The sequence below is a fragment of the Vibrio sp. DNB22_10_4 genome (assembly GCF_052879755.1).
Genome location: NZ_JBNNXW010000128.1, coordinates 1 through 235, shown reverse-complemented (window position 1 = coordinate 235; position 235 = coordinate 1). Strand labels below are relative to the sequence as shown.

1 protein-coding gene is annotated in these 235 nt (G+C 69.8%); it reads right to left on the bottom strand.

The features are described from left to right. Positions 1-235 (bottom strand): acetyl-CoA carboxylase biotin carboxyl carrier protein subunit (locus tag ACVA6Q_RS24945; protein WP_446649268.1); only part of this gene is annotated, 235 nt, incomplete at both ends.

Sequence of the window (235 nt, the reverse complement as noted above, 5' to 3'; positions counted from 1 at the left end):
ATACAGCACGGACTCGACTACTCCGTCCGCCGGGGCGGTGAGCGTGTGCTCCATCTTCATGGCTTCCATGACGACGAGCGGCGCGCCTTTGGTGACGCTCTGCCCCGGCGTGGCGAGCACGGCGATGACCTTGCCGGGCATCGGTGCGGTCAGCTTGCCGCCTTCGTCGTCGGCCTCACCGGCGTGGGCGAGGGGGTCGTGGCGCTCCAGCGTCCAGTGTGCGCCGCCGGTGAAG